Annotated in this window: 24 protein-coding genes; 6 read left to right on the top strand and 18 right to left on the bottom strand. The window is 39.6% G+C overall.

Features of this window, described 5'->3' with window-relative positions; translation table 11 throughout:
* The first annotated feature begins 6 nt into the window (after nt 1-6).
* The 3 genes from ABVM50_RS01765 (at nt 7) to murI (ending at nt 2,219) form a co-directional block, all read left to right on the top strand.
* Nucleotides 7-816, top strand: coding sequence for an OmpH family outer membrane protein (locus tag ABVM50_RS01765; protein ID WP_405199698.1), 810 nt, complete (start codon nt 7-9; stop codon nt 814-816).
* 31 nt (nt 817-847) lie between these two features.
* Nucleotides 848-1,357: an OmpH family outer membrane protein gene (locus ABVM50_RS01770; protein ID WP_405199699.1), complete on the top strand. Its 510-nt coding sequence runs from the start codon at nt 848-850 to the stop codon at nt 1,355-1,357.
* Nucleotides 1,358-1,427: 70 nt separating this feature from the next.
* Nucleotides 1,428-2,219, top strand: coding sequence for a glutamate racemase (gene murI, locus ABVM50_RS01775; protein ID WP_405199700.1), 792 nt, complete (start codon nt 1,428-1,430; stop codon nt 2,217-2,219).
* Here murI and ABVM50_RS01780 read toward each other — a convergent pair.
* Nucleotides 2,216-3,313 (bottom strand): type IX secretion system membrane protein PorP/SprF, encoded by a 1,098-nt coding sequence (locus tag ABVM50_RS01780; protein WP_405199701.1) that lies wholly within the window; start codon nt 3,311-3,313, stop codon nt 2,216-2,218. The two genes, murI and ABVM50_RS01780, sit on opposite strands and share 4 nt — an antisense overlap.
* 10 nt (nt 3,314-3,323) lie before the next feature.
* On the opposite strand from ABVM50_RS01780, the gene ABVM50_RS01785 reads away from it, so the two are divergent.
* Complete coding sequence (locus tag ABVM50_RS01785; RefSeq protein ID WP_405199702.1) at nt 3,324-4,238, top strand: NifU family protein; 915 nt, start codon at nt 3,324-3,326, stop codon at nt 4,236-4,238.
* A gap of 59 nt (nt 4,239-4,297) precedes the next feature.
* Here the strand turns inward: ABVM50_RS01785 and ABVM50_RS01790 are convergent, their stop codons facing one another.
* On the bottom strand, nt 4,298-6,568 hold the full coding sequence (locus ABVM50_RS01790; RefSeq protein ID WP_405199703.1) for an inorganic phosphate transporter: 2,271 nt from the start codon (nt 6,566-6,568) through the stop codon (nt 4,298-4,300).
* A 152-nt stretch (nt 6,569-6,720) separates the two neighbouring features.
* On the opposite strand from ABVM50_RS01790, the gene ABVM50_RS01795 reads away from it, so the two are divergent.
* Together ABVM50_RS01795 and ABVM50_RS01800 are read left to right on the top strand one after the other, a co-directional pair.
* The gene (locus ABVM50_RS01795; RefSeq protein WP_405199704.1) at nt 6,721-8,757 is read left to right on the top strand and encodes a thioredoxin domain-containing protein; all 2,037 of its coding nucleotides are present in this window, start codon (nt 6,721-6,723) and stop codon (nt 8,755-8,757) included.
* A 76-nt stretch (nt 8,758-8,833) separates the two neighbouring features.
* Entirely contained in the window at nt 8,834-9,700 is an 867-nt protein-coding gene (locus tag ABVM50_RS01800; RefSeq protein WP_141878741.1) for a mechanosensitive ion channel family protein, read from the top strand.
* Between the two features lie 3 nt (nt 9,701-9,703).
* Here the strand turns inward: ABVM50_RS01800 and tsaB are convergent, their stop codons facing one another.
* From tsaB to ABVM50_RS01880, 16 genes are all read right to left on the bottom strand, one after another.
* Nucleotides 9,704-10,363 (bottom strand): tRNA (adenosine(37)-N6)-threonylcarbamoyltransferase complex dimerization subunit type 1 TsaB, encoded by a 660-nt coding sequence (gene tsaB, locus ABVM50_RS01805; RefSeq protein WP_405199705.1) that lies wholly within the window; start codon nt 10,361-10,363, stop codon nt 9,704-9,706.
* 11 nt (nt 10,364-10,374) lie between these two features.
* Entirely contained in the window at nt 10,375-11,658 is a 1,284-nt protein-coding gene (locus tag ABVM50_RS01810) for an efflux RND transporter periplasmic adaptor subunit (RefSeq protein WP_405199706.1), read from the bottom strand.
* Between the two features lie 3 nt (nt 11,659-11,661).
* Nucleotides 11,662-13,098, bottom strand: coding sequence for a TolC family protein (locus tag ABVM50_RS01815; protein ID WP_405199707.1), 1,437 nt, complete (start codon nt 13,096-13,098; stop codon nt 11,662-11,664).
* 61 nt (nt 13,099-13,159) lie between these two features.
* A complete protein-coding gene (locus ABVM50_RS01820; RefSeq protein ID WP_405199708.1) occupies nt 13,160-14,278 on the bottom strand; it encodes an efflux RND transporter periplasmic adaptor subunit in 1,119 nt (372 codons plus the stop codon).
* 26 nt (nt 14,279-14,304) lie between these two features.
* Nucleotides 14,305-15,567, bottom strand: coding sequence for an ABC transporter permease (locus ABVM50_RS01825; RefSeq protein WP_405199709.1), 1,263 nt, complete (start codon nt 15,565-15,567; stop codon nt 14,305-14,307).
* A gap of 1 nt (nt 15,568) precedes the next feature.
* The gene (locus ABVM50_RS01830; protein WP_405199710.1) at nt 15,569-16,813 is read right to left on the bottom strand and encodes an ABC transporter permease; all 1,245 of its coding nucleotides are present in this window, start codon (nt 16,811-16,813) and stop codon (nt 15,569-15,571) included.
* A complete protein-coding gene (locus ABVM50_RS01835; protein ID WP_405199711.1) occupies nt 16,806-17,507 on the bottom strand; it encodes an ABC transporter ATP-binding protein in 702 nt (233 codons plus the stop codon). The genes ABVM50_RS01830 and ABVM50_RS01835 overlap by 8 nt, the downstream gene beginning before the upstream one ends.
* A gap of 123 nt (nt 17,508-17,630) precedes the next feature.
* Entirely contained in the window at nt 17,631-17,867 is a 237-nt protein-coding gene (locus ABVM50_RS01840) for a hypothetical protein (protein ID WP_405199712.1), read from the bottom strand.
* Between the two features lie 44 nt (nt 17,868-17,911).
* The gene (locus ABVM50_RS01845; RefSeq protein WP_141878750.1) at nt 17,912-18,451 is read right to left on the bottom strand and encodes a DUF420 domain-containing protein; all 540 of its coding nucleotides are present in this window, start codon (nt 18,449-18,451) and stop codon (nt 17,912-17,914) included.
* Nucleotides 18,448-19,182, bottom strand: coding sequence for an SCO family protein (locus tag ABVM50_RS01850; RefSeq protein WP_405199713.1), 735 nt, complete (start codon nt 19,180-19,182; stop codon nt 18,448-18,450). The genes ABVM50_RS01845 and ABVM50_RS01850 overlap by 4 nt, the downstream gene beginning before the upstream one ends.
* Nucleotides 19,182-19,826, bottom strand: a complete 645-nt coding sequence (locus ABVM50_RS01855; RefSeq protein ID WP_405199714.1) for a hypothetical protein — start codon at nt 19,824-19,826, stop codon at nt 19,182-19,184. Before ABVM50_RS01855 ends, ABVM50_RS01850 begins: the two co-directional genes overlap by 1 nt.
* Nucleotides 19,827-19,908: 82 nt before the next feature.
* Complete coding sequence (locus tag ABVM50_RS01860; protein ID WP_141878753.1) at nt 19,909-20,268, bottom strand: cytochrome C oxidase subunit IV family protein; 360 nt, start codon at nt 20,266-20,268, stop codon at nt 19,909-19,911.
* A gap of 17 nt (nt 20,269-20,285) precedes the next feature.
* Nucleotides 20,286-21,266, bottom strand: a complete 981-nt coding sequence (locus ABVM50_RS01865) for a cytochrome c oxidase subunit 3 (RefSeq protein WP_405199715.1) — start codon at nt 21,264-21,266, stop codon at nt 20,286-20,288.
* A gap of 45 nt (nt 21,267-21,311) precedes the next feature.
* Nucleotides 21,312-21,893, bottom strand: a complete 582-nt coding sequence (locus ABVM50_RS01870; RefSeq protein ID WP_405199716.1) for a heme-copper oxidase subunit III — start codon at nt 21,891-21,893, stop codon at nt 21,312-21,314.
* Nucleotides 21,884-22,786: a heme o synthase gene (gene cyoE, locus ABVM50_RS01875; protein ID WP_405199717.1), complete on the bottom strand. Its 903-nt coding sequence runs from the start codon at nt 22,784-22,786 to the stop codon at nt 21,884-21,886. Before cyoE ends, ABVM50_RS01870 begins: the two co-directional genes overlap by 10 nt.
* A gap of 88 nt (nt 22,787-22,874) precedes the next feature.
* Nucleotides 22,875-24,995, bottom strand: a complete 2,121-nt coding sequence (locus ABVM50_RS01880; protein ID WP_405199718.1) for a gliding motility protein RemB — start codon at nt 24,993-24,995, stop codon at nt 22,875-22,877.
* Between the last annotated feature and the right edge of the window lie 63 nt (nt 24,996-25,058).

Consider the following 25,058-nt stretch of genomic DNA (forward strand, 5'->3'; position numbering starts at 1 on the left):
ATCTGAATGAAAAAAAGAATAAACTTCATATTAGTATTTCTCGTGATTGGTCTAAGTACAGCGACGGCTCAAAAGACAATTAGATTAGGATACATTGATATGGAATATATTCTTGAAAATGTTCCGGAATACCAGGAAGCTTCAAAGCAACTGGAAAGCCGTGTTCAGGAATGGAAAGCGGAAGCCGACACTAAAATGCGCGCTGTTGAAGCCATGCGATCCAAACTGGATAATGAAAAAGCTCTTTTAACAAGAGAACTTATCGAAGAGCGTGAATCTGAAATTTCTTACATGGAACAACAGGTACTGGAATATCAGCAAAAGCGATTCGGGCCCAATGGTGATTACATGATTCAGAAGAAACAATTGGTACGACCAATTCAGGATCAGGTTTTCATCGCAGTTCAGCAAATTGCAGAAAACAGAAATTTTGATTTTATTTTCGACCGCACTTCAGAAGTTGGAATGATCTATGCAGACAAGCAATATGATGTAAGCGAAACGGTATTAAGAACAATTAAACGTACCGCCAATCGTGAGCAATTAGAAGGCCGGGATGAAGTAGAAGAATTTGAACGCGAAGAAAACAGAACGGTAGAACAGGATGCTGAAGTTACCGAACGGGAAGAACTGGTAAAGGAACGCCAGACTGAACGTGAAGCATTGATCGAAGCCAGAAAAAAGGAACGGGATTCCTTAAAGGCTGCGAGACAACAAGAATTTGAAGAAAGACGTGCAAGAATTTTAGCTGAGAGAGAACGTAAAAGGGACTCTTTGTTGAAAGCACGCGAAACTAAGAATGATACTATAAACTAAATTTAAACTTTAATTTTTAACGACGATTACAATGAAACAATTCAGAACACTTTTTATAGCTTTAGCTTTAACGATTGGCGCTACTGCTTTTACAAACGCACAGTCTAAAGTTGCTCATATCGCTACTCAGGAGTTGGTACAGTCACTTCCGGAATACAAGAGTGCAATGGATCAACTTCAGAAACTTGAGAAGACTTACGATGCTGAGATCAAAGACATGTTATCTGAAGCTCAAAGCACAATGCAACGTTACGAAGCTGAAGCTAACACAAAATCTGATGAAGAAAATCAGAAAAGAGGAGCTGAGATTCAGGCTGCTCAAAGAAGAATCCAGGAACACAGCACTAAGGCTAGACAGGATCTTCAGAAAAAAGAAACAGATCTTTTAAGACCAGTTCTTGAGAAAGTTCGTACGAGCATTCAAAAAGTAGCCAGAGCAAAAGGATACGATTACGTATTAGACTCTACTACAGGAACAGGAGTTCTTTTAGCTGATGGTTATGATCTAACTCCAGATGTGAAAAAAGATTTAGGACTGTAATCCAATTACATTTCAATAAAATGTTTAAACTGCGTACACTTAGTACGCAGTTTTTTATTTTTAAGACCTTATGAACAAGTCTCAGCCAATTGGCATTTTTGATTCCGGCGTAGGAGGAACTTCTATTTGGAAAGAAATACATGAACTTCTTCCAAACGAGCATACCATCTATTTATCTGATAGTAAGAATGCACCATATGGCTTGAAAACCCAGGAAGAGATCATTGCACTTTCTATCAAAAACACGGAAAAGCTTCTGGAGCTCAATTGCAAGCTCATCGTCATTGCCTGCAATACTGCCACTACAAATGCTATTAAAGTACTTAGAAGTTCCTATAGAATCCCTTTTATAGGCATAGAGCCTGCCATTAAACCAGCTGCCTTAAAAAGCACGAATAAGGCTATAGGTATACTGGCTACCAGGGGAACATTGTCAAGTGAACTCTTTGCCCAGACTAGTGAATTATACACTAAGGACATTCAAGTGGTAGAAGTGGAAGGCAACGGACTCGTAGAACTCATCGAAGCAGGAAAAACGAATACTCCCGAGATGATTGGCTTACTGCAACATTTACTCAAACCAATGCTTGATGCCAGAATAGATTACCTGGTGCTTGGCTGCAGTCATTACCCATATCTAATTCCCGTTCTTCAAGAGATAATACCAGATACGGTGAAGATCATTGATTCCGGAGAAGCAGTAGCAAAACAAACTAAGATCATCCTTGCTGAAAGAGAATTGCTAAATGATAATTCTGATGCCAGTAGCAACTTATTTTTCTCGAATGCAAACCCCGATGTCCTCTCCTCTATTATTTCTTCGGAAGAGCAAAATTACAAGGTTGAAACTTTAGATTTTTAATTGTTGATCGCCGGACAATTACAATCATAACGCTGGCGACTTTTTCCGAAGTTATAGCCCAAAGTGATCTGATGGAATCCAGTATTACTTAGCACAAGTGAATTTAGCTGGTAGCTGAAGGTGTAACCAAAAACGAACTTATTGTAATCTATTCCAACAAATGGGGTAATGTAGCGCAATTGCTGATTTGCAACCGCTTCACCTTGCCCGGTAACCTCAACACTTTCAAAACTGTTTCGATAAGAAACTCCGCCCCATAATCTGCTATTATCCAGCTGATAATAAGCCTTTACGTTCGCATCTATCGCCATTTCTTCTGTTGCTTCTCTGGCCTGGAATAATATGGATGGCTCGTAACTCCAGTCGCTATTACGGTCAAAGCTAAAAACATAGCCTGCCGAAAAAAGATATTTCCTCATATTACTCGGCACCGCATCGGAATAGAACAGATCTCTACTTACTGAAAGTACATTCTTTGCAGCAAGATGGAAATAAAGATCATTCACATAGTAGGAAGCTCCAATATCTATATTACCAAAAATATCTGATTGATTATTTCCTACCAATGGATCAAACCTTGTGAAACCGCTGGTATCAAGTCTATGCTGAATTAATCCAGCACTAATACCAAATGACAATTGGTTAAGATCGACCGTACTTCGGGAAAACATGAGATGATAAGCAAAAGTAGCGTAAGCACCCAGTTTTGAATAATTCCCATTTTCATCTCTGAACATGATACCGCCAAGTCCTATTTTATCGGTAGCTCGAATATTTAGAGCTGCGGTCTGTAAGTTAGGAGCATCCTGCACGTCGAACCATTGCGTTCTACCGGTTATACGAAGTTGATCGTAGTTAGAAGCACCAGCCATACTGGGATGGATAAGATAAAGATTGTCGGTTAGATAATCTGAATAGGTAGGGATCACTTCCTGCGCGTTCAATGCTGGAGAATTCCACAGCGCAAACGAAGCAAAAGTGCATAAAATCAATTGATAAGAGAACCGTGAAAGGCCTCTTTTAAGATATCCCCAATTCACCATAAAGGCTGTAAATATATGTATAACGTAGTTTTTCTTTAGTATTTTTGCCAAAAATTTTGAGATGAAAGATTTTAATATCAACATAGTCCCTACAACCACGGCTTCAATTATAAAATTTGAAGCTGACAGGTTTCTGACACGTCATGAAAATTTCGAGTTTAAGAATATAGATGAAGCTAAGCGTTCACCGCTTGCCCAGCAATTATTCTATCTACCATTTGTTAAAACGGTTTATATCGCACAAAATTTCATCGCTATCGAGAAATACGATATCGTGGAATGGAGCGATGTTCAACAGGAAGTAGCAGATCAAATTGAAGAATACCTTAACAAAGGTGGCGAGGTGATCAAGGAAGAAAAGACCACCACCGGTAAAGTACCAGTGACAGTCTATGCTGAAAGCACGCCAAACCCGGCGGTAATGAAATTTGTAGCGAACAAAAAACTTGTTTTAAAGTCGGTTGAATTCAAGAACATTGATGATGCGAAGAATGCACCATTGGTTCAGAAGTTATTTCATTTCCCTTTTGTTAAAGAGGTCTTCATTGATGAGAACTATGTTTCAGTTCAAAAATATGAGGTTGCTGAATGGGAAGAGATCACTATGGAACTTCGTGAATTTATTAGGAATTATATCGAGGAAGGAAATGAAGTGCTGACCGCCGAGACTATTCAAACTCAGGAAACCGAAAAGGTTCAGGAAGAAAATGATGATGCAGCCTATAAGGAACTGGACGATACAAGCCAGCAGATCGTCGCAATACTGGATGAGTATATCAAACCTGCAGTAGCCAGTGATGGAGGAAATATCCTTTTTGACAGTTACAATGAAGAAACCAAGACCGTAAAAGTGATATTACAGGGTGCGTGCAGCGGATGTCCTTCTTCTACGATGACCTTGAAAAGCGGAATCGAAACGATGCTTCGAGATATGCTTCGGGATAAAGTACAATACGTAGAGGCGATCAACGGCTAAACACATTGATGTATTTTTATAACAGCAAAAAATCCCTTCAAATTGATGGGATTTTTTATTTAGTAATTGGTCTTTCTTGCTTCCCGGTAGAACTCCTGAAAGAGTTGTAGCAGATTCATAGTAGAACCAATCAGGTCCTTAGTTTCCAGTAAGATTCCGAAGTAAAGCTTCGTATTCCTGGGACTGGATTCAGAAGTTCTTATTCTTTCGATCTGTTTCTGAATAAGATCACTAACATAGTCCAGCAATTCCTGTTTCTCATTCAGCAAGCTATCGATTTTATCGAACTCGTTGTTATTGAAGGTCAGCATTAGCTCATCAAAAAGCACCTGCAAACGCTCGTCCACCTTTTTCAGATCCCGAATCTGGTTAAACTTCAGATTCTTATGATTATTATGTACGTGGTTATAGCTATTCCTGGCAATGAAACTAATCGACTGCACCATATCCTGAAGGTAATCCAGGGTTAAAATGTAAAACTTACTGGCCTCAACAGAGTTCTCATCAAGGGATTTGATAAAATAAAAAATATTGTCTTTAAGCTCATCAACTTCAACCTCCAGCTTTTCAATACGCTTATAATTCTTTTTCAGCTTACTTAGATCATAATATCCCAGATGATCCACACTTTTAGAATACACCTTGTCTATACCTGCAATAACCTTGGAAATATTTTCTGAAGTTTCCGCAGTGATCTCATTGATCGTAATAATATCACTCTTATTGAATTTTTTTTGATCCTTCTCTTTCTTCATCTCTTTAGAATGAAGAATACTACTTCTTACGACCACAACCAGTGCCGCGATAATAAGAACTACCAGAGCTATGGTCCCGCCGTAAAAAATAATAGATGCAAAAATTGCAGCAGCAGTAAATGCTACGATCGCGGTTACGAACCAACCACCAATGACGTTTAGCACGCCTGCAACTCGATATACGGCACTTTCACGATCCCAGGCTCTATCCGCAAGTGAAGTACCCATAGCGACCATAAAAGTCACATAGGTAGTTGAAAGCGGCAATTTCATATTAGTTCCAAGAGAAATAAGCACACTGGCTACAACCAGGTTCACCGAAGCCCGAACCATATCAAATGCCGGAGCGTCTACCCTCCTACTCTGCTTGTGAGAGTTAGGTTTACTGAATTTATTATCAATACTGCTCTTTAATCCACCGGGTAAAACTGAACTTACAGCACCGCCAATGATCACAGAATATCGTACGATCCCTCTTGAAAGCCAGTTTGGCTCAAATCTTTCTACGGAATCACCCTGTCTGGAAAGATTGATCCCGGTATCGACCACAGTTTTTGCTTTACTGGAAAACCAGAGTGTGATTACCATAACTGCTCCGGCACAAACCAATAGGAGTTCAGGAGTATTGACCTTACCTGAAAGACCGGTCATCAGAAATTCTGATGGCATTGCCCCGGTTGCATTGTAAGCTGACTGCCATAGATCAAAAGACTGCCAGGCGGCAATGGGTACTCCAATGAAATTGACAAGATCGTTTCCTGCAAATGCAAGTGCCAGCGCAAAGGTTCCAATAATGATAATGATCCTTAGAATATTCAGTTTAAGCACACTCATTAAAAACTGTGAGATAAGCGTAAATGCTATAAATCCTATTAACACAATAAACCAAGTGTTGTCATTAATGTAGGTAAGCGTTTCCGGAGAGATAAAAGAAACACTTTTCAAACCTTTAATTACTATAAAGTAGAGTATGGAAGTAAGTGAGAAACCACCAAAAGCGGCACCCGCATATTTTATCTTCTTCTCAAATTGGAATGAAAATATAAGTCGGGATATATATTGCACAAAAGCTCCAACTATAAATGCTATGACCACGGCGAGTAAGATCCCAATAATGATCTCGGTTGCTTTAGATGAATTAATATAATTCTGCAGTAAACCAAGATCGCCATTATCCTGCGTATAGATCTTAATCACTGCCATGCACACGGCAGCTCCAAGTAGTTCGAAAACAATGGAAACAGTGGTAGAAGTGGGCAATCCAAGTGAATTGAAAAAGTCCAGCAATAACACATCGGTGATCATCACGGCCATGAAAATAATCATGATTTCTTCAAAGTAGAATTCCCCCGGCATGAATATCCCTTTTCGGGCAACCTCCATGAGTCCGCTGGAAAATATGGCTCCCACGGCTACTCCAATGCTGGCGATGATCATGATCGTTCGCATAGAGACCGCTTTGGACCCTATAGCTGAATTTAAGAAGTTTACGGCATCGTTACTTACTCCAACTACAAGATCTGTAATGGCAAGGGCGAATAGCGCCACGAGCATCACAATGTAAATGTCTTCCATATGATAGATCTGTTTTCAATCTGCAAAACTGTTATAATTAAACTGAATCACAGGGGTGTTAAAGTTATTAAAAGATTAATAATATCCAGCAGCTCCCGCCACAATCGCCTTAATTTTAGCCTCCTGTATATCAAATCCATCAAATTAGTGCTATGAAAAAACCTGATCATACGAACCAGCTTATCAATGAAAGCAGTCCTTATCTTCTACAGCATGCACATAACCCGGTAGACTGGCATCCCTGGAATGATCTGTCTCTGGATGAAGCAAAAGAGAAGAATAAATTATTGCTGATTAGCGTAGGATATTCTGCATGTCACTGGTGTCATGTTATGGAGCATGAGAGTTTTGAAGATGCTGAAGTAGCTGCAATTATGAATGCGAACTACATTTCTGTAAAGGTAGATCGCGAGGAAAGACCAGATGTTGACCAGGTTTACATGAATGCAGTACAGGCAATGACCGGGATGGGAGGCTGGCCAATGAATGTCGTAGCCTTGCCTGATGGAAGACCTGTTTGGGGAGGCACCTATTTTCAAAAGGATCAATGGAAATCTGCACTTACTCAAATTGCTCATTTGTATGATAATCAACCAGAAAAACTCCTGGAGTATGCTGAAAAGCTGGAAGAAGGACTTTCTCAAATGCAGATTATTAATATTCCTGAGAATGAAAAGAAATTAGATAAGTCACTATTTGACGGCATCATCTCAAAATGGAAATCTGTTTTGGATCATAAGAATGGCGGATATAATAGAAGTCCAAAATTCATGATGCCTTCCAATTATGATTTTCTTTTAAGTTTCGCCCACCAGGAAAAAGACACAGAACTTTTAAAATATGTACAACATACATTTGATAAAATATCCTGGGGAGGAGTCTATGACCCTATCGATGGCGGATTTTCAAGATATTCGGTGGATGAAAAATGGCATGTCCCACATTTTGAAAAAATGCTTTATGATAATGCGCAATTAGTAAGTTCTTATGCAAATTTATATAAACTCACCAGGAATAAATGGTATGCCGATGTAGTTGAGAAGACGCTGGAATTCGTGGAAAACGAACTTCAGGACGAATTAGGAGCATTTTATTCGGCACTCGATGCCGATAGTGACAATGGTCAAGGACATTCAGAAGAAGGTGCTTTTTACGTCTGGACAAAGGAAGAGTTAATGGAAATTCTGGAAGACGATTATGAATTGTTTTCAGAAGTCTATCGTATTGATGCCTTCGGAAGATGGGAAAAGGATCATTATGTCCTCATTCGAACTCAAAGCCTTGAGGCCCTTTCAGCTAAACTAAACTTAACCAAGGAAGATTTAAGCGCTAAACTGAAAGATCTTCAGGAAAAACTAGGGTCTGAAAGGTCTAAACGGGCAAAACCCGGACTTGACGACAAATCCATCACTTCCTGGAATGCAATGATGATCAGCGGATATTGCCAGGCTTTCCAGGCGCTGCAAAAAGAAAATTATATTGAAAAAGCAGAAGCTGCTATGGATTTTATTTTGAAAAATTTAGTTCAAACAGACGGCAGACTTTATCATACTTATAAAAATGAAAAAAGCAGTATCAATGCCTATCTCGAAGACTATGCTTTTGTGATTCAATCTTTACTGGATCTATATGAAAGCAGTTTCAAAGAATACTACCTGGACAAAGCACAAGCATTACTTGAAATTGTGGAACGTGACTTTGAGGACAATAAGACCGGGCTATTCTATTTTACTTCATCCAAAGACCGGGCGCTGATCAACAGAATTATTGATGTACAGGATAATGTGATTCCTGCAGCCAATTCAGTAATGGCCCATAATTATTATAAGCTGGGTAAACTTACAGGTAATACTGAGCTTATAGATAGATCAGAAAAAATGTTGCAAGCTGTGCTTCCGGGTATTAACGATTATGCACAATCCTACTCGAACTGGTTGCTATTATTACTGAATTTTACACATCCCTTCTACGAGATTGCCATCACCGGAGACAATTCCGAAGAACTTGCGAAAGGATTTCAGCCGCAATATTTACAAAATAAAGTACTGGCTGCTTCTATAAGCAAATCTGATCTCGCAATTTTAAAGGATCGTCACAAGTCTGGCGAATCATTAATTTATATTTGCCAACATGGAAATTGTCAGCTTCCAGTGCATAATCTGAGCGATGCATTAGGGCAGATGAAATAATTTTAACATAAAATAAACAGGATATAGTCTCTATTTTTTTAGAATAGAGGCTTGAACTTAAATTAGAAAAAAAAGAATGGACAAGTTGAACAACTACGGCGAAATCGCTAAAGAATACGCGAACAAATTTATCGATTACCTCCCTACGCTAATCGGTGCGATTGTGCTGCTGCTTGTAGGACTTTGGGTTATCAAACTCATTGTAAAATATTTAAAGAAACTATTCGACAAGAAGGATTACGATCCAACACTGGAAAAGTTTACGGTAAACGCTGCCAGCTGGGGTCTTAAGATAATACTTTTTGTACTTGTTATCACGCAACTTGGTGTGGAGAGCGCATCCCTTGTAGCGGCAATTGGTGCTGCTGGTCTTGCCATTGGTCTTGCTTTGCAGGGTTCGCTATCCAATCTTGCCGGTGGAGTGCTTATAATCGTTCTAAAACCATTTAAGGTTGGAGATTGGATCGAAGCTCAGGGTGTTTCTGGTAGCGTTGTAGAGATCTCTCTATTTTACACGAAACTTGATACATTCGGAAACCAGAGAGTGGTAATTCCTAACGGTGAACTAAGCAACGATAATATTACGAATTACAGTTTCAATAAAACGCGTAAGGAGAATCTAAGCTTCGGAATTTCCTATGATGATGATATCAAGAAAGCGAAAGAAGTACTTACCAATATGGTAATGGAACAGGAGAAAATTCTAAAAGATCCAGCACCGCAGATTATTGTTTCTGAACTTGGAGATAGTTCGGTAAACTTCTCTGTGCGATATTTTGCTGAATTGCCAGACTTCTGGGATCTGCACTGGTATATGATCGAGGAAGGTAAAATTAGACTTGAGGAAGCTGGAATGACTATTCCTTACCCACAAAGAGATGTTTACCTGTATGATCAAACTAAAATGCGAGGAACTGAAAGAGAAAAAAGATCGGCTGAATAATACTTAACCGATCATAAAATCTTTGAGATAATAAGGCTCAAAATAAGCGACATCTTCGGTGTCGCTTTTTTTGTACTTCATCTCAGCGATCTCTGTCATTTCTGAAGCCGAAGGGAATTTTTTTTCATGGAAAACAGCATTTTCAGAAGAGATGATCTCCCTGAATTTTGCCACTCCATTCCCAATAAAATGTACTTTAGATTTCTGTAGATATTCCGCAAACGAACTTTCGTCTAAAATTTCAGCATTGGTGTCACGAACCTGGATTAGATCTTCAGAAAAAACAGCAGCATAAACTTCCATCCTTCTGGCATCCAGCATTGCGATCTTCATCCCGGGTTCATTCTTTAATTGATGAACGAGCAGGTCTAGCGTAGGAACCGAGATCAACGGTATATTAAGAGAAAAACATAATCCTTTAGCAGCTGAAACCCCAATTCTCAAACCTGTATAAGAACCTGGTCCTTTGCTAATTGCAATCGCGTCCAGATCCTGAAGGGTTTTCCCTGCATCTTTCAATACATCCTGAATGAACAGGTGTAGCTTTTCAGCATGAGAATAACCTTTGGTATTATCCTCTTTAAGACTGATTAGTTTCCCATCAAGAGAAAGACCAACTGAGCAGTTGGTCGTTGCAGTTTCAAGACATAATATAGTTGCCAAATCTTTAGAGTTTATTCAGCCTCTTCTTCCTCCGTCTTTTCTTTTTTCACCTCGATATCATCTCCGGTATTAAGACTTTTAGTAACGGTATTGTAAGGGCCAGTGATTACTACATCACCTTCTTTCAGGCCATCTGTGATCTCAATCTGAGAATCATCCTGAATTCCGGTTTGTACCACGCGAAGTTTAGCTTTTTGTCCGTCTTTTACAAATACACATTCAAATTTTTCAGTTCCTTCAGCAGCAGGAGCGGTTCCATATGTCTTTTTAGTCGCTGTTGTATCAGATTTGATCACGATTGAGCTAATTGGAACTCCAATTACTTTCATTCTCTTATTCGTAATAATATCAACTGTAGCGGTCATTCCAGGTCTGAAAGGAGAGTAACTCTCCGGTTTCCCTTCCATCAGATCTTCGTAAGACTCCTTCAGAATACGAACTTTTACTTTGAAGTTAGTTACCTGATCTGTTGTAAGTGTATTATCTGCAGTATTAGAAATTTCAGTAACGATTCCTTTGAAATCCTTTCCTAAGTAAGCATCTACTTCAACGATCGTAGAATCACCTACAGCAACTTTTACGATATCATTTTCATTTACATCAACCTCAACTTCCATATTGTCAAGATTTGCTACCCGAAGAATTTCAGTTCCGGCCATTTGCTGTGTACCTACAACTCTTTCTCCAAGTTCTGCATCCAGTTTTGAAATAGTACCGCTCATTGGAGCATAAATATTGGTACGTCCAAGGTTGTCGGTCGCTTCAGTTACAGTAGCAGCGCTACTTTGCATGCTGTAGTAAGCAGATTCTTTGTTAGCTTCTGCCATTTCATAACTGGAAACGATTCCATCCCATTCAGCTTTTGAGATCACACCTTTATCGAACAAAGTTTTGTTACGATTAAAATCTGCTTCAGCTTGTTTCAAACTAGCTTTTGTCTGTGCAAAATTTGCCTGAGAATTAGAATAACTTGCTCTGGCTCTCTGTACGCTGGACTGGTATATATCAGGATTTACTTTTACCAGAAGGTCTCCTTTTTCCACTAACTGACCTTCAACTATTGGTAATTCAATGATTTCTCCGGAAACTTCAGAAGAAAGTTTCACCTCAACCTCTGGCTGAATTTTACCTGTTGCCGATACGGTTTCGATAATATCTACCGGTTCAATTTCAGTGATCTCCACTTCTTTGATGTTGGCGGAACTTCCGAACCAACCGGCTTTTTTACCGATAACTAGTGCAACGATTAAAACGATGATGATCCCAAGGATGATGAAAAGCTTCTTCTTATTCATTATTTACAGTTTTAAATCCCTAACCGGAATTCCAAAATAAAGTTCTACAACTTTTAATTTAAAAATATAATCGTATTTGGCTCTTAGCGCCTCTCTTTGTGTATTCTCAAAACGAATCTTAGCCTGGCTAAAATCGAACGCGTTGGTTAGTCCAACATCATATCGCTCTGTAGCATATTCAAATGCTTTCTCCTGTGCTTCGGAAGCTACCAAAGCAGCTTCATAGGCTTCAAACGCTCCTTTTGCATCTGTATAAGCCTGGTAAACATTCGCTTCCAGATCAAGTTCTGCCTGCTCCAACTGGAATTCAGCTCTTTTCACATTGATCTGATTTCTCTTCACAGCGTTTCTCGTTGAAAATCCATTCAGGAATGGAACGCTTAACTGAAAACCATAACTTATTCCGTCATTTCTATATAACTGATCGAAAAATGGCAACGGACTTCCTAGCGTTGGTATCGTATTAGGAGCAACCACGATCTGTTCTGTATCCTGCACCAAACCAATCTGTCTTGTAGGTTCGGTTGGATCCAGCACTGCTCCGGTGATCCTTCCCTGTCCAGTTTCCCTTGTATTATAATTAAAGAAAGCACCTAAAGTTGGTAGGTAAGCTCCTTTAGCCAAAGCAACATCCTGCTCTGCAAGATCTCTGTTAGCCTCCGCTATTTTTAATTCTGAACGTTCTTCTTTTGCTTTCTCGATGACATCATAAACAGAGTTCGCAAGGATCTCATTTCCGAAGACCGCGTAATCACGATCTACAATATCGAAACTTTGATAATCTCTTATTCCTAAAGTTTGTGCTAAACCAATAAGCGATATTTGTATCTGGTTTTCAGCAAGAATGATTCGTTGCTTCTCATCTGCCATGGTAGCTCTAATCTCCAGAAGGTCACCCTGAGGTAATACACCTGCATCAACCAGATCCTGAGTTCGCGTTAATTGTTCTTTGGTAACTTCATTTTGAGCCTGTAGAACATCAAGATTTTGTTTGCTGAACAATACCTGCAAGTAGGCGTCTGCAACGAACAAGGCGATATCATCTTCCATTTTATCCAGCGAATACTGGCTGGCCAATCTTGAGATTTTAGCTCTTTGTAATTGTTTGAAATTTCTAAGTCCGTCAAAAATTGTAAGACCTGCAGTTAAGTTGGCAGAGAAGTTTCTTACTGTTTGATTCTGAAGGATTCCCGTGGTAACATTCTGAGTAAGACCGGTATTCCATGCATTGGTAGCCTGGCCGTTGATACTTGGAATAAAATTACCCAGTGCATCGAGTTTCTCAATTTCGGAAAGTTCAAGATCAAGTTCAGATTGTTTAACCTGAATATTATTCTGCAATGCGTACTCCACACATTCTTCCAGTGTCCACTCTTTCTGCTGCGCATTCATCATTCCGCAGAAAAGAAAAAGGGTAACAAGTAAACTATAATTCTTCATAATATAATTCTGTATGATATGTCTGTAAAAGGTACAGGTTGTTACACCTAAAAATTAAATTCTAGTTTTGAGCAATATTTGTAGGAGCTTTGAGCTGGTTCCAAACCTTGATCTTATCGCCCATTTTTAGGCCTTCAGTCACCTCTACATTAATTCCGTCACTTACTCCAAGTTCAATTTCTCTACGTTCAAATTCCTGGTCACCCGTCATGATCTCTACATATGGCTTCTTGCTCTCATCATCAAATTGCACAAGCGCTTCCTTAATAGCAAGTACATCTGTAGCTTTCGCAAGAATAATGGATGCATTCGCACTAAGCCCTGCTCTAATAAACGTGGTATCTGCCTTGTTAAGGGTCCCTTTGATCTCAAATTGTATCGCACCGTTCTCCTCTACTCCTTTTGGAGCTATATAATCAAGAACAGCATCGAAAGATTTATTTTCAATCGCTCCAACGGTTACTTCAAGCGGAAGATCTTCCTTGATCTTTCCAACTTCGCTCTCATCAACTTTCCCTTCAAAGATCATTTCGTTCACATCGGCAAGCGTTGCGATCGTGGTCCCATCGTTAAAATTGTTACTTTCAATTACCTGGTTTCCAGTCTTCACAGGAACATCCAGCACCATTCCTTCTACCGTAGAACGTATAAGGGTATTTGCCGCACTTCCAATTCCACTGGTGGTTCCGGTTCTTACGATCTCATAATTTTGTTGTGCTGAACGATAATTTTGTTCACTTCGCTGATAAGAAACTTCCGCAGCATCATAATCATTGGCAGAGATCACGCCTTTATCGTAAAGCTCTTTCTGTCTTTGATAAACTTTCTTTTCATTATCAAGGTTGATACGGGCGGTTGCCACATTATCTTTCGCGCTTTGCAGTGATGATACATTCGGTATAACGCGAATTTTAGCAATTAGATCGCCTTGTTTGATCTTATCACCAGCCTCAATATATATTTCGTCGATGATTCCTGAAATATTTGGCTTGATAAGCACTTCTTCCTTCGGAACTATTTTTCCGGTCGCTACAGTTTTCTTGATAATAGTTTGTTCTGAAGGTTCCTCGGTTTGATAGACAACTGGATCTTCTTCACTTTTTTGATAGAGATAATAAAGTGCCCCAACGAAGGTCACTGCTATTAAAACTAAAATTCCGATGGTTACAAATTTTTTCATTTCTTGATTGTGTTTCTATTTACTAACTATTCAGTACGCAAAGCATCCACAGGTTTTACTTTGATGGCATGCTGTGCAGGTATAAGACCGGCCAGAAGACCGGAGATTATTAAAATACTAAGGGCTACGATCACCACTCCCAGATCTACGGAAGGGTTTAAGAACATCATTTCTGAAGTATCCATCTGGTCCAGCTGGAAATTGACCAGCCAGATCACACCGGTAGCAAGGATGATCCCGCTCATTCCTGAAATGATGGTAAGAAAAATGGACTCCATCAGGATCTGCCCTCTTATAGACCATGGCGTTGCTCCCAGAGCTCTTCTTACTCCAATTTCATTGGTACGCTCTTTAACAACAATGAGCATAATATTGCTAATCCCGATAATTCCTGAAAGCAAGACTAATACTCCTACGAAATAGGCTACCGCCTTAAGCGCTACAAAAAGTCCGTTTACTTTAGAAAATTCCTGGTAAAGGTCAAAATTACCCACCGCGCGATCATCTTCCGGATGTATCTTATGACGTTCCTTGACCAGGTCGATAATATCTCCCTTAAGCGCCGTGATACTATTATTATCTTTTGCGGTAATGGCCATCCAGCCTACTTTGTTCCCTCGATTAAAGGCCTGAGAAAAAGCTGTGAAAGGAACAAATATCTCTTTCTGACCTTCCTCGGCATCACCACCCCGACTTTTCTTCTTGTAAGTTCCAATCACCATGAAGTTCACTCCGCTAATCTTGATATAAGTTCCTAGCGGATCTTCTTCCTTATCATATAGAGCAGCCTGCACACCGGTTCCTATAACAGCAACCTTCCTTTTCTGATCAATATCTGAATGGTTCACGAATCTTCCGGAGGTAATATCCATGGGTTCCTGCTGAATAATTTCAGGATAATCTCCATACACATTGAATGCACCGGTATTCAAGCCACGTACGACATTGTTATCTCCTCCAAAACCACCAAGCTGATTTCTAGGTGAGACAAACCTGAGGTCTGGCACTTCCCGCTCGATAGCCGCAACGTCTTCTACTTCAAAACTGTAGAACCTTCCTTTCGGCATTCCTTTATAAGGTCTTGAAGCTACCTGGGTCCACATGAACATGGTGTTGGTTGCAATACCACCAAAACCCTGCTTTACTCCATTTTCCAATCCTTTTCCTGCAGCTAGCAGGATGACAAGGATAAATATTCCCCATAAAACTCCAAAAGCAGTCATCAGGGTTCTAAACCAGTTCGAGGTTAGCGCTTCTATAATTTCATTCCAACGATCTCTACTAAACATACTATTCGTCTCTTAGTGCTACAATTGGTTTGATCCTGGCTGCTCTCCAGGCCGGGAAGAATCCCGCCAGTGCTCCTGCTATCACCAGAATAAACACCGTATTGATCGCTACCGTAAAATTAACGGTTGGGTTATAAATATATTGGGTTTCGATCATTGGGCCCACAAACTCCAGTAGTGCGAGACTAAATATGAGTCCGAGGAAACCGGCAATGGCCGTTACAAAAATCGATTCATGAAGCACCATACCAATAATTGAAAGTGGCTGAGCTCCTAGTGCTTTCCTGACGCCGATTTCACGGGTTCTTTCTTTCACGATAATAAGCATGATATTGCTCACCCCAACAACTCCCGCGATAATAGTACAAACACCAACGCCCCAGAAGAATAATTTGATCATATCCATTAAAGTGAAAAAACGTTTCGCATTTTCCAGTGAGTTATTTACGTAGATGGCACTATTATCGTCTGGTGCAACGGTGTGACGCTCCTTTAAAAACTGGTCTAGTTCTGCTGTAAATTGTGTGGAGGCAGCTACCGACTTGTCAAAATCATCTTCAGGTTTGAGCGTAAGATACATTCTGGCAATATCGTTTCCACCACCAAAAGCTTTTTGAGCAGTGGTAATTGGAATTATAGCACGGGATTCTTCACGTTCTCCACCGGGATCGGTATAAACTCCAACAATTTTAAAGTTCACTCCGGAAACCTGCACGTATTTACCAATAGGATCTTCGTCCTTAAAAAGATCGAGCTTGATTCGCTGACCTATGACCATATTCTTTTCTGAATTGTCCAGGTCTGGAATATTGATAAAACGTCCTGTAGTAAGAGTGTTATTTTCCAGAACCTGGTAGCTGGGAAAACTTCCGTAGACCTGGTAGGAACCAGATTCTTTCCCGTATGTGAGCACCTGTCCCCATTGCTGATATAACGAAGCGCTTTTATCCAGTTTATCACCGTAAATTCTTAGGATCTGATCGTAGTCTTCATTTTTAAACTGAATACGTCTTCCCGGATTCAGTCCTTTATACTCTTTTGAAGTCATTCCAGGATAAACCAGCATTAAATTTGCAGCATCCTGCTCAAATTCGCGGGCAATACCATTTCTCATTCCTTCACCAATTCCAAGCAGGATCACCAGGATAAAAATTCCTGATGCTACTGAAAGTCCGGTTAAGAATGTGCGTAACTTATTTTTTCGGATGGTTTCAAAGATCTCATCCCAACGATCCAGATCAAACATTTTCTGAAGCTCTTATTTGTGAAACCAAAGTATCTTCAATGATCAAACCGTCTTTAAGATTTACGATCCTTTTAGTCATCTGGGCGATATCATGTTCATGAGTTACCACCAGTATGGTTCTTCCTTCATCGTTGATCTGCTGAATGAGATCCATTACTTCATAAGAAGTTTTTGTATCTAAAGCACCTGTAGGCTCATCGGCCAGCAAGACTTTTGGATCACTCGCCAGTGCTCTCGCGATGGCAACACGCTGCTTCTGTCCACCTGAAAGTTCATTAGGTAAATGTCCAGCCCATTTAGCCAGGCCTACCTTCTCCAGGTAACTCATCGCTTTATCCATTCGTTCACCGCGAGGCAGACCCTGATAATAAAGCGGAAGTGCTACGTTATCCAATGCAGATTTATAGCTTATCAAATTGAAAGACTGGAAGATGAAACCCAGAAATTTATTCCGATACTTAGCTGCTTGTTTCTCGCTAAGCCCCTTGATAGGCACTCCATCGAGAATATAGGAGCCTTCATCGGCTTCATCCAGCATTCCCAGGATATTTAGTAGTGTAGATTTTCCGGAACCTGAAGAGCCCATAATGGAAACGAGTTCACCTTCAGCAACCTCGAAATTGATCCCTTTGAGCACGTGCAATGAATTCGCGCCCATTTTATAGGATTTGTGAAGATTGGTAATATTGATCATGATTGATGGTTATTAAACAGAAGAACCTGTCTCCTATTCAATAAGACTATCAAAAAAATGAAATGTTACAATAATGTTAGGGAAAGTGTAATTCTTAAACTTAAGTTTACATTGTAAGAGAGTCTAAGCTTCTTCTTTTTCTCTTCTTTTCCAGGTGCGATAAATGAAGTAACCAATCCCACCAATTAGTAAATATGGAAATATCATAAGATAGAGAATACCGTCATTAATACCCTTTGCGGTACTTTGATCACCTTCACTTTCCAGCACAGCCCGACACATGGAGCATTGAGCTTCAGCAGTTTCAGGAATTAAAAGAAATGCTGCCAATAGAATGCTTATAATAAGTAGTTTCTTCATCTTCAGTCTCTTAATCTCTCCAAATTATAAATTTCCGAAGAGAATTAATAATACGGCATCATAAATAAAAATACCAGTACACCCGTAACGGCTACGTATAACCAGATTGGGAATGTCCATCTTGCTATCTTCGAGTGCTTGTCATATTCCCCACTCAAGCCTCTATACATTGTAAATAAAACCAGCGGCACTATGATTCCGGATAGTATGATATGGGAAACAAGAATAAAGAAATAGACATATCGCAAAATTCCTTCTCCTCCATAAGGCACCGGTTCGTTACTGATCTTTGAAAGCACATAACTTACCAGGAAAACTACAGAAAGACCAAATGCGGCAATCATAGTATTCCTATGTGCTAAAAAGTTGTCTGCCTTCATAAAGAAATATCCAACAACCAGTAAAATTGCGGTTAGGAAATTCAGCACACCATGAAAGAGCGGAAATGTCATCGAATCGGCTCCAAAAATATTGTAACGCTCTGGTAATAACATAAGAACTACAACAATGGCAGGAACGGCGATAGAAAGTCCTATAATAACAGGAACGGCGATCTTATCTGAAGTGTTCAGGGAAGTTTTCAAAGTAAGTTATTTATATCTTCAATTAATATTTCGATCTGCGGTTCTTCCTGATCTCCGGTGACCGACTTATTTCGTTCTACTGATCCACGGTAATAAATGATTGGATTGCCAAAATCATCGATTCTTGACCTAATATAACCTTCCTGATCTACTAGAGCGAACCAGCCCTGATGAGCAAATCCTCCAGCCACAGATGCATCTTCACCAGCATAAATACCGAATCCTTTATTCGCCACCTGATAGATCTTTTCGCGATCTCCAGTGAGCAAGTTCCAATCTGGATCTGTAATCCCATACTTATCGGCATACTCAGTGAGCACCGCTGGAGTATCATGCTCGGGATCTATGGAGAATGAAGCGATCCCAAAATTGGAAGCATCTTCAAACTCATCCTGTATCTCGACTAGATTTTTATTCATGATCGGGCAAATGGTAGGACAGGTTGTAAAGAAGAATTCTGCCACATATACTTTACCAGCATAATCTTTGTTGGTGATCGTATCGCCGTCCTGATTCACAAAACTAAATTGAGGTGCTTTTTTTCGCTCTCCGTCAATTTCGAGATAAACCAAAGGAACGTCGGTCTTAGTACGTTTTTTATCAGTTGTTTTATTCAAGCGATCCGCTTTAACGATCTCATCATCACTAATTCTGTCTATGATCTTCGGAATAAAAATGATCCCGAAAACCAGGATGATCAGTGAAATTCCTATATATGAGTAGTTTTTCATTAGATCTTATCGTTTCGATTGTTACGCTTTAAAGCCAGACGATACTCTGCAAGGATAACTTTTACGTCATCGTTCATCTTGTTATTCAGTTCTGCTACATCCCGTGAATCATACCCATAAAGTTCACCGTTATCTTCATCATCATCACGGCCACGAAGATTACGATCTTTATCTACGATGTAAACATATGGCGTGTATTGATCCTGATCGAGTTTATGCGGACTAGCAAAACTTTCAAAAACTGTTTCTATCTCTTCGGAAGTTGCATAAGCTATTTTCCATTTCGAAGATTCGCTGATCTTTTTAAATTCTTCAATAAAGTTCCCGGTATCTTCTTTAGTTTCCGAAGGAAGGATTAATACGAATTGAAAATCGTCGAAGTCGTAATATTTTTCAAGTATTTTTTTATCGAGATTGAAGGTATTGCCTTTGATCTTTTCGAGATCTGATCCAAAGAAGGCGACCACTGTGATATGCTCATCAAAACTAAGCACACTATCGGTATTGGTTTCCATTGTGGAGATATCGGTTACATTTTCTGTGAGAACAGGTAACCTGGCGAAGTTGTTCTTGCCAGAAGCGAAGAACAAATATGCGGTGATTGGAAGGGCGAATAAAATACCAAGAACTAGAAACTTCTTCATAGCAATGAGATGCTTTACAGACGGGTACAAAAATAAAAAGACGGTTTTATAAAACCGCCTTTTCCAATGCTTTTAACTTTTGTTAGAAGTCCCAGGCTACATGCCCGCTCTTATATACTTCGTAGATATATCCACCTTCAGTAAGAAGGATAAAAATAAGATAAGATATAAGGAAAATAGACGTCCAGACGATCGCTCTTCTAAGCCCTTTAGTTTCATGTTCAAGGTGCATAAAAGACCAGGCGATATAATACGCTTTATAGATCGTAAGTATGATAAAGATCCAGTTAAGCAATCTCATTCCTAAGAACATGGTGTCTGTTAGGAAAGCAGGCTTAATAATTCCAAGAATTACTTCTGCGATTGTTACTACTGAAAGTATTGCGAAAACAAACCAGATCCTTTTAGTTGCAGATCCTTCATGTGTTGTATCGTGAGCCATAATAATTTATTTCAGAATTAAACCAGGTAAAAGAATGTAAATACAAATACCCAAACTAAGTCTACAAAGTGCCAGTACAGACCAACTTTTTCAACCATCTCATAGCTTCCTCTTCGCTCGTAAGTTCCAATAACTACGTTAAAGAAAATGATAATGTTGATAATGATCCCGGAAAGCACGTGAAAACCGTGAAAACCAGTAATAAAGAAGAAAAAGTCTGCAAATAATGGTGGTCCATACTCATTTTGAGTAAGGTTGGCACCTTCTACAGTTCCTACAGCTTCAGCATCCAGCTTAGCCAGAGACTCATCTCTGCTTAGGATAGTTTTCTCGTTATCTTCGGTAAATGTTTGTGTTCTAATTAGAAGATTTTCATTCGCTGCAAAACCAGCTTTGATCTCATCAAGTGAATAGGTTGGTAGCTCAGCTCCAGAATCAAACCAGATCCCGTTGTTCGCTTCATGCTCTACTCTATCGCCTTCAATTGGAACTGCGATCTCAGATAATGCTACACGATGACCTTCACCATCTACGAATTGAAGGATGTTACCTCCTTTGGTAGTTACAGCTCCGTATTCTCCGCTAATAAAATTCTTCCACTCCCAAGCTTGTGATCCCACGAATATAATTCCACCAATAATGGTAAGAAACATATATAGCGTAACCTTAGCTTTCTTCATATGATGCCCAGCATCTACAGCAAGTACCATAGTTACCGAAGAAAATATTAAAATGAACGTCATCAACGCCACGTAATACATTGGAGCGTCTACTCCATGCAAGAACGGGAAGTGATTGAAAACCTCATCCGCAATTGGCCAGGAATCAATAAATTTAAAGCGTGAAAAACCATAAGCGGCAAGAAATCCTGAAAATGTTAAAGCATCAGATAGGATGAAGAACCACATCATCATCTTACCGTAACTTGCTTTTAGTGGATCATTACCACCACCCCAGGTTTTTCCTTCAGTGCCTGTTCTAACAACAGTAGCCTCCATAGAAGTGTTTTAATGTTAAAGGATGCGCAAAAATACGCAATTTTATTATTTAAAGAAATATAAAAAGATAATCAGGTAAATCCACAGAAAATCAACAAAGTGCCAGAAAGTTGCACCAAGCTCAAATCCAAGCATTTGACCTGCATTATAACGTTGTTTAAAATGGTTATAAATTAACACTAAAAGTACTATCAATCCTATCGCCAGGTGGGCTAAATGTGCCAGCACCAGTACATAGACAAATGATGTTGTAATCGTACTCTCACTTCCGGTAAAATAATAACCGGATTGCACTATTTCTGAAAAGCTATAGAACTGGAAAACCACAAATAGAATTGCCAGAATCAGCGTTCCAATTAAGAAAGCCGAAGCATTTCTACGATTACCAGATTTTATCGCTTGTTTCGACAACCAGAGGGTGATACTACTTCCTACGATCACCAGTGTGCTCCAGAGGAATGAAACTGGAAGTTCAAAGTCGGTTAGCCAGTCTGGTCTGTTCTTACTCACTACATAAGCACTGGTCAAACCTGCAAAGGTCATTACCATACTTATGATCCCGAACCAAAGCATCATCTTCTTTGCACGGGCCTGTTTCATTTCGTCTGATCCCTGTGTTAAATCCATTGTCTAATAAATTTATCGAGTACATATACAATTTGCAGCAAGGTGATATAAGACACACTTGCAAACATTAATTTTTTAGCCGCATCAGCCGTTTTCTCTTTAAAAAGCCTGATCGCATAATACATCATTCCTAGTCCCAGCAGTAAGATTATGACTCCGGAAACCGGCGTTAAATACAACTTACCGGTAACTCCGAAAACCGGAATTAATGAAACCATGATCGTCCAGCAGGTATATAATATGATCTGAACTGCTGTTCCACGATCACGTTTTCCAGTAGGAAGCATAAAGAATCCACCTTTCTTATAATCATCAAACAACCACCAACCAATTGCCCAGAAATGAGGGAACTGCCAGAAGAACTGGATCATAAACAAAGTACCTGGCTCTATACTGAAGCTACCTGATGCCGCCACCCAGCCTAACATAAACGGGATAGCTCCTGGAAATGCTCCAACAAATACCGCCAATGGCGTTTTCGTTTTCAATGGTGTATAAAGACTCACATACATGAAGATGCTTATCGCACCAAACATTGCGGTCTTTGGATTGATCACATATAATACGATTAAGCCCAGAACAGTAAAAATACTTGCGATAGTGAATGCTGTGGTCACAGACATTCTTCCTGCTGGCAGCGGACGGTTTTTCGTACGGTCCATAAGGCTGTCCAGGTTTCTTTCAATGATTTGGTTATACGCATTACTTGCTCCCACCATGAGGTAACCACCAATGGCAAGTAAAGTAACAGTCACAAAATCTATGGAATCGGCACCTAAAAAATAACCCGCCACAGAGGAGAAAACCACACTAATGGCCAGCCTCATCTTAGTAATTTCCTTAAAATCTGAGAGTATGGAAGCGTTGGGATTATGTACGCGAGTATTGCTCAAAAAAGCTTTTTTTTAACTTGCGCAAAGATACTCCTTAATTAGGTTTTGGCAAGGCAGGCAATGTGTTAATTTTCAGAGGTGAAAATGACTAGTAATCAAAATACCAGTTGAAAATATCTGTGCGCAATCCAAAGTTGATCCAGGTCGTGGAAATTTCAGAATTTAAAGCAGTATTCACCTGCGGATTAAAATCCCTGTAAATGAAACTTGCAAACAGTTTTAAGTTCGTAGTTGGATTCACAATGTAACCTGCTTCCAATTCAGAATAAAACGAGTTCGTAGTATTTCCCTGCCCTATTTCTACTCCGGTTTCAAATGGCCGGGCCTCTTCACTCCTGTAAAGATCCTGACCATAATAGGCGCCATCTTCAGAAAAATCAAAACCGCGCTTTCCTAGAATCAGTTTCGCACTACCATAATATCGATCTTTTCTATAGCGTGCGATCCCCACAAACTCTCTGAAATTCGCACCCCATAAATGAGACATGGATTGGTTGTTATGCGCGTAGTTAAGCGTAATTGAATTATGAGAATAAGTGTAAGGGCGTACCTGGTTATATTCAGCCTGCAGATACAGATCGTCTACTTTAAAAGCATTGAAGTACTTTAAACCAATTTGAAAACCTAGCTTATTCTTCCAGCTTCCTTTACCTCCAAAAACATCTGTGGAAGAAAATTCGTCAATCAACCATTGGCCATACGTATACATCTGGTTCGATATCTTGTATTTTCCTGTGAGTCCAATAATGGCATTTCCACCATCGGCTCCCGTAGCAAATTCTATCGCGCGATAAAAGATAACCGGGTTTAAATAATTTAGATCAAAGCCACGATCGTTGTCATTCTCCCACATAACCGACTCAAAGAATCCCAGATTAAGACGTTTGGTAAGATTCAGACTCAAATAATGATTTGCGATATATTTTGTTCTAAAGGAGCCGCTATTGGTAACTTCCGGACGAACATCCCTAAGTGACATCCACGTATTTGTATATTTTATCTTCCAGAACTTGGTATTCAGCTTCAAATAAGGATAAGGAGATGGATTGTCGCTTAGTAAAAGGGAGCGATACCCATCACCAATAAAATTATTCCCATGGCCAAACTGGATATTTATAAATTCTGAAGGAGTAAAGGACAAATAACCTTCTGCAACCGGGTAGTCATACCCATCATTCATAAAAGTTTTAGCTATTCCTCTACCTGGTACGATCGCTGGATCACCTCCGGCAGGACGAATAGATTCAGCAAAATCATTATAATACTGGGCAAATCTTCCCTGACTTTCGTAGATGACTGAATAAAAATTGAATTTTTTACCTAAACCTCCCTGGATGATAAATTCCCGGGTATTGTTATACGTAAATTCATGTTCTGACTGCTCAAAATCCTTACCTATCTGCAAGTCAAATCCAGGATCTATCGTAAACCAGTAATCATTTGTCTGAAACCTAACCAGGTGCTCGTTCCAAAGTTTTCGACCTGCATACGTACTTCGATTCTGCAGCATTTCCTGTCTTTCAGCTTCAAAATCATAGTGTTTGTTGACCTCTGCAAACATTAGTGGTTTTGAAGCCGAATGAGAATTGAGACCTATCTGGTTGATCTCAGCATCAAACCGACTATAATACTCGTGAGAAAGCGGGATATTAATCTGACTGCTATATCGTGGCTGAGTAAAATCATCAGACTTTATTCTCTCATATTCTTCAAGAATATTGGACTCTCGGGATACTTTCTCCTCGGCCACTACTTCGTTGTTCTTTTCTTCGGAAATATCTTTGACAGGATACAAGTTTGAATTGGAACCAAGCGGTAATTGCAGTGGCATCTTAAACTGCATATGAATCGCCCTGCCGTTATAGGTAGCAGGTTTTAACTGCGGAAGACCTGCAAATACTCTTCTCACTTCTGTCTTTAGTTCTTCGTAGGCAGCATCCAGATAGATCACCCGGAAAAGACCATCTTCATCAACTTCAAAAACTATGGTGATCTTACCGGTATAGTTTTCCTGCACTAAAGATTCCGGTAGCCTGAAATCAGTTTTGAACTTCGCGAGGAAGGTATTCTTAAAACAACTTTCCTGATTTACGTAAGTAACATTGGAGCATTCTTCAAATTCCGGATAGATTTCAGAAACTGTACTCGAATCCTGGGCTGGCACACTGAGACAGAAAAAAGTAAAAACAAGAAGCAGGAAGTACTTCATAAATAAGTAGCAGGTTAATTGGTGCTGTAATATACATAAAACAGAAGTATCCCTAAATAAAAA

This window comes from Christiangramia sp. LLG6405-1, from assembly GCF_045055805.1.
GTDB lineage: Bacteria > Bacteroidota > Bacteroidia > Flavobacteriales > Flavobacteriaceae > Christiangramia.